The organism is Brevibacterium sp. AGC70, assembly GCF_057334195.1.
Genome location: NZ_JBHFIH010000018.1, coordinates 389,874 through 395,946, shown reverse-complemented (window position 1 = coordinate 395,946; position 6,073 = coordinate 389,874). Strand labels below are relative to the sequence as shown.

Below are 6,073 nucleotides of genomic sequence, written 5' to 3'. Positions count from 1 at the left end.
TCACTCTGATGCGTCGCACCTGTGCGTTCCGGACCATGTCATCCGCGTTCTCACTATCGGGCCCCAACACCTTCCGGCAGTCGCTTCGCCCTCGCGGAGTGGTCGGAGCCCGCAGCAGCCCCTGTCAGCAGCTGGGACAGGGTCATGCCCTGCACCTCTGCGAGATCATTCGCCTGGGTTCTGCACGAGTAGCCATCGGCCAGGAAGATCGAGTTCTCCGGCGCGTCACGCAGTCCCGGCAGCAGCGCGTTCTCGGCTACAGCTACGGAGACCTCGTAGTGACCGGCTTCCATTCCGAAATTGCCCGCCAGCCCACAGCACCCTGCAAGTTCGCGGATGGTGGCTCCGGTGCGTTCGAGTATCTTTCGATCCGCGGCGAAGCCCATGACCGAATGTTGATGGCAATGCGGCTGGACGACGATGGTCCGGCCGGACAGATCGGGCACATCGATGTCCGACTCCACCAGCACCTCGGCGATGGTGGAGGTGTGCGCTGCGATCAGGCTGGCCCGAGTGTCATCGGGGAACAGGTCCTTCAGGTCGCTGCGCAGTACAGCGGTGCAGCTCGGCTCGATGCCGACGATGGGGATCCCCTTCTGCGCATACGGGACCAGCACCTCCATGGTGTGAGTCAGCCGGGCTCGTGCCGCATCAAGCTGACCGGTGGAGATCAGAGTCAGGCCGCAGCATGCCTGTGACTCCGGCAGCAGAACTTCGAAACCGGCGGCCTCCAGCACTGCGACGGTCGCTTTGGCCCCGGCATCCGAGAGGTACTCGGAGAATGAGTCCGCCCAGAGAAGGACCTGCGGTCGGTGTCCGCGTTGCACCGTTGAGCTGCGCACATAGTGCTCTCCCACCAACTCGTCACGGGCCTGGGCCTCCGTGATGTTCTTCTTCGCCCAGCGGGAGAAGCGCTGAGTGTTGAAGCTGACCATGCCGCGCCGGGTGTCCATCCCGCCACCTGCCAGCACGAGTTTGGCCAACGGTCTCAACGACAGTGCTGCGTTCGCGATTGCGCTGAGACCCGGAACCGCGGTCAGGGCCTTGCCCCACGTAGGCAGCCAGCCCAGCGAGTAGTGCGAGAGCGGCCGGACCTTTCCCTTGTACGTGCGGTGGAGGACTTCCGACTTGTATTGGGCCATGTCGACACCGGCAGGGCAGTCGCTGCCACACGCCTTGCAGCTCAGACACAGGTCCAACGATTCGTGCACGGCTGTGGAGTTCCAGTCGTCGATGAGGCCGCCGTTGGTGACCTCCTGAAGCACACGGGCCCGTCCCCGAGTGCTGTCCTTCTCATCGCGCGTGGCCAGATAGGACGGGCACATGAAACCACCGGAACCAGTGGTATCCGCACGGCATTTGCCGACCCCCACACAGCGGTGCACCGCATCGGTGAAGCTTCCCTTGTCAAGAGAGAAGGAGAACCCGTTGGACGCCTGGATCGAGATCGCCTGCGGCCGGCGCAGATCCTTCTCGAGCGGCAGCGGATCGACGATGACGCCGGGGTTGAGCAGCATCTCCGGGTCGAAGAGACTCTTGACCTGTTCCAATGCGGTGATGGCTTCGGCTGAGTGCTGCAGAGCCAGCAGTTCGGAGCGGGCGCGGCCGTCACCGTGTTCACCGGAGGCAGATCCTCCGAACTTGGTGACGAGTCGGCCGGCGTCCATGAGGAAGCTGCGGAAGATCTCGGTGCCGTCCGGCTGGTCGAAGGGGAAGTTCGTGCGCATGTGCACGCAGCCATCGCCGAAGTGGCCATAGGGCAGTCCGACGACCCCGTAGCTGTTCATCAGCTCGTCCTGTTCACGCAGGTAGTCGCCGAGGACGTCGGGGGGAACCGCAGCGTCTTCCCATCCGGTCCAGGCCGGGTCGCCCTTCTCGGTGCGCCCGGCCAGTCCCCCGGCGTCGGCCCGGATGCCCCACAGCGTCGAGGCCTCTGGGCCGGCGGGAATGATCCGGTAGGAATCTGTGCCGGAGTCGTCGGCGATGACCTGCGCGTTCGCAACAGCCTCGGCGGCGGTGGCTCCGGCGACCTCGATGAGCAGCCATCCGGAACCCGCGGGAAGTTCGGGGACCGCGTCCTTGCCCTTGTGGGCGCGGACCATGTCCATGAGGCGCGAGTCGATGCCTTCGACGGCAAGTGGTCCGTAGGGCAGCACACGTGGGACCGCGTCGGCGGCGATGAACATGTCGGGGTAGCCCAGGGCCAGGACGGTTGGTGAGTTCGGCACGTCCCCGAGGGACACCACCGCTTCCAACGTCGTCGTCAGAGTGCCCTCGCTGCCGACGAGGAACCGTGCGAGATGAGGTCCGTTCTCCGGCAGCAGGTGTTCCAGCGCATAGGCCGATGCCTGTCGGCTGAAGCGACCGAATTCGGTGCGGATGACGCCGAGGTGGCTCGCCGCAAGATCGCTCAACCCGGTGACCGGGTCGAGTCCTTCTCCAGCGGTGAAGCGTCGTCCCAGCCCATCGATGACGTCGAGTTCGACGATGTTGTCAACGGTCCGACCGGCCGAGATCGCGTGTGGCCCGCAGGAGTTGTTGCCGATCATGCCTGCGATCGTGGCCCGGTTCTTCGTCGACGGATCGGGTCCGAAGCGCAGACCGTGTGGGGCACCGGCCTTCTGCAGGTCGCTCATGAGGACGCCGGGTTCCACGCGTGCGGTCTTGGCGACGGGATCGATGTCGAGGACCCGGTTGAGGTGTCGGGAGAAGTCGATGACGACGCCGGTTCCGATGGCATTGCCCGCCTGAGACGTGCCTCCACCGCGGGAGGTGATCGGCACTTCATGGGACCGTGCCACGTCAAGGATGGCTGCGACATCGGCCGTCGTCGTCGGGAAGACGACGGCCTGCGGAGGCACGCGGTAGTTCGAGGCGTCGACCGCATATTCGGCTCGCCTGCGCGCCGAGGTGTCGACCGTGCCTGCAATGCTGTGGGTCAGATCTGCGATGAAGTCGCCCATTGTCTTCTCACCAATCGATCGTGCGGAGGCTGACTCATTGAGTGAAGCGTTGCCGTGAAGGTGGGGCCGCCCCTCACGCGTCCCGGAGGATGTCGAGCGCGGCCTCCACGCCCGAGGGATTGACCTTGATGCCGGCCAGCTGCAGTCCCATCTGCACACCGGAGAGGGTTCCGGCCAGTGTCAGGTCACTGAGATCGCCGAGGTGGCCGATGCGGAAGATCTTTCCCTTGAGTTTCGACAGTCCCGCGCCCAAAGACATGTTGAACCTCTCGAGGATGATTCTCCTCAGCTCGTCGGCGTCGAAGCCCTCGGGCATGAGCACGGCGGTGAGGACCGGTGAGTGCTCGTTCTCGTTCGTGCACAACACCTCGAGCCCCCAGGCGTCGACCGCTGCTCTGGTCGCTTCACCGAAGCGGATATGGCGGGCGAACACATTGTCCATTCCCTCCTCGTCGAGGATTCGCAAGGCTTCCTTGAGTCCGTAGAGGAGGTTCGTGTTCGGGGTGTAGGGGGTCTGCCCGTTCTTCCCGGAAGCAAGCATCTCGGTCCAGTTCCAGAAGGACTTGGGCAGAGTTGAGCGTTCGTGAGCGTCGAGAGCCTTGTCGCTGACAGCGTTGAAGGACATACCTGGCGGCAGCATCAGCCCCTTCTGGGAACCGGACACCGTGACATCGACGCCCCATTCGTCGTGACGATAGTCCACGGATCCCAGCGAGGAGATCGTGTCGACCATGAGCAGTGCGGGATGACCTGCAGCATCGATGGAGCGGCGGATCTCGGGAATGCGGCTCGTCACGCCGGTCGACGTTTCGTTGTGAACCACACAGACTGCCTTGAATCGGTGGGCGGTGTCCTCGGCCAGGGCTGCACTGATCTTCTCCGGGTCAGCTCCCGTGCGCCAGTCACCTTCGACCATCGTGGGCTTGAGGCCCCACTTCTCGGCCATGGCCTTCCACAGGCTGGAGAAGTGGCCGGTCTCGTAGCAGAGGATCTCATCGCCTGGGCTCAACGTGTTGACCAGCGCGGCTTCCCAGGCTCCGGTGCCCGTAGCGGGGTAGATGATGACCTGGTTGGAGGTTCGGAATATATCGGCGACTCCGGCCAGGACCTGAGAGAGGAGCGCCTGGAACTCCGGGCCCCGATGATCGATCGTGGGCATGGACATGGCTCGCAGCACGGAGTCGGGGACGTTGCTGGGCCCTGGGATCTGGAGAAAGTGCCGTCCGCTGTGAGTCATGATCTTCCATCCCTTTCGCGTGCCGATCGGCACGGAGTGTGAGTCGAATTCGGCCGAGCGGCCAGGAGGTGCCGAGGAGCAGAGTACGGATGGGTGAGAGCCGGACGCAGAGGGGCGAGGCTCGTCTCGACCGAGCTGGCGAAACGGTGTCTGATGACTTCTGCTGCCGGGTTCATCGTCGGAGAATCCTCTCTGATTCCACGATGCGATACAAAGGTTTCATTTTACGCTACCACAAGCAGAGCAATCAGAAAATGGGTAGTACGCAGAGTGGACTGCGATCCCCTCACCAGCACGGATGCATAAACCAGGTGCATCGACGGTCGCCTTTCCCATTAGTCAGGAAACCCTTGACTCGTCAGTCCGATGCGGGCAAACTTTCACAAAAGGTCCATCAAGATTCCGCATCATGGAAAGTACGGGGCGGTAAAGAGGCTGTTCCGGTGACTCTACACATCGCATTGGAGCGAATTGTGTCTCTTGAACTAGCGTCCATCCTCGTCCTCGTGGCCTTGTTCGTCATCGCCACCTTCGTCTCGGTCCATATGGGCGCGCTGGCGCTCATGGCGACCTTCCTCTTCGGCACCTTCGTCCTCGGAGAGGATGCCGACACGCTCTTGTCAGGGTTCCCGGCCGACCTCTTCCTCATACTCGTCGGCGTGACGTATCTGTTCGCACTGGCGAAGGACAATGGAACGGTCGACTGGCTGGTTCATGTCCTCGTCAAGGCGGTGGGAGGCAGAATCGCCCTGATCCCGTGGGTGTTCTTCGTCGTCACCGCGCTCCTCTCGGGTTTCGGCTCCGTGGTTCCCGCCGCCATCGCGATCATCGCTCCGATCGGCATGGGCTTCGCCCGTCGCTACGACATCCGGCCGTTGCTGATGGGTCTCATGATCATCAACGGTGCCACTGCGGGCGGCTTCTCACCGCTGAGCATCTTCGGCACGATCACCAACCAGGTCGTCGAGCGCAATGACCTGCCTGGCAGCCCTGTACTCCTGTTCCTCGCCTCCTTCGCCTTCAACTTCCTGCTCGGCCTCATCTGCTTCTTCCTCTTCGGCGGACGTGACCTGCTGGGCAAGCGGGATATGGGCCACGGCCTGGAGGACGTGCACGGCACCGACGTCGACGATCAAGCACGAGACAGCGGAGGCACCGGCTCCGGCGCTCACCAGAAAGTCCCCCGCAATGATCCGCAGCGTCGCGCTGCACGCAGGTCGCTGCAGACGACCATGGTCAAGGACGAGGACATCGACGAACAGGTGACCACGCTGGATCGCAATCGCATCGTCACCCTCATCGGCCTCATCGTTCTGGCGGTCATGGTGGTTCCACCGCTGAACCAGGACGTCGGCTTCACCGCGATCTGCATCGCCGTCATCATCTCGTTCTTCTCACCGAAGGTGAGCAAAGGAGCGGTCAGCAAGATCGCCTGGCCCACGGTGCTCCTCATCTGCGGCATCGTCACCTACGTCGAACTCATGAAGCGTCTGGGCACCATCGACTGGTTGGGCAACCTCGTTGCCGGCATGGGAGCCCCGCTCTTCGCGGCGCTGCTCATCTGCTTCATCGGTGCCGTCGTCTCGGCCTTCGCCTCGACAACCGGCATCCTCGGAGCTCTCATCCCACTGGCCGTGCCGTTCCTGCTCACCGGCAGTGTTGGTGAAATCGGCCTGATCATCGCTCTGGCCATCTCGTCCTCCGTGGTCGACTCGAGCCCCTTCTCCACCTCGGGTGCGCTGGTCGTCGCGAACTCGCCGGAGGAACAGCGTGATCAGGTCTTCAAACAGCTCATGCGGTGGGGCTTCTCGATGGTCCTCATCGCACCGATCGTCACCTGGCTCATCTTCGTCGTTCCCGGTTGGGGCTGATC

The 6,073-nt window shown here is 63.3% G+C and carries 3 protein-coding genes; 1 reads left to right on the top strand and 2 read right to left on the bottom strand.

All coding sequences use genetic code 11. The features are described from left to right. Positions 1–53: 53 nt before the first annotated feature. The gene (locus ACE03M_RS17160) at positions 54–2,963 is read right to left on the bottom strand and encodes an FAD-binding and (Fe-S)-binding domain-containing protein (protein WP_485935262.1); all 2,910 of its coding nucleotides are present in this window, start codon (positions 2,961–2,963) and stop codon (positions 54–56) included. A 73-nt stretch (positions 2,964–3,036) separates the two neighbouring features. Beyond that, positions 3,037–4,200: a pyridoxal-phosphate-dependent aminotransferase family protein gene (locus ACE03M_RS17155; protein WP_485935261.1), complete on the bottom strand. Its 1,164-nt coding sequence runs from the start codon at positions 4,198–4,200 to the stop codon at positions 3,037–3,039. Between the two features lie 473 nt (positions 4,201–4,673). On the opposite strand from ACE03M_RS17155, the gene ACE03M_RS17150 reads away from it, so the two are divergent. Further along, positions 4,674–6,071, top strand: coding sequence for an SLC13 family permease (locus ACE03M_RS17150; RefSeq protein WP_485935260.1), 1,398 nt, complete (start codon positions 4,674–4,676; stop codon positions 6,069–6,071). Positions 6,072–6,073 lie beyond the last annotated feature (2 nt).

What these genes read in the sequence shown, in the direction of transcription:
- ACE03M_RS17160 (WP_485935262.1), bottom strand. Translation starts at nt 2,963, where the DNA reads ATGGGCGACTTCATCGCAGATCTGACCCACAGCATTGCAGGCACGGTC.
- ACE03M_RS17155 (WP_485935261.1), bottom strand. Translation starts at nt 4,200, where the DNA reads ATGACTCACAGCGGACGGCACTTTCTCCAGATCCCAGGGCCCAGCAAC.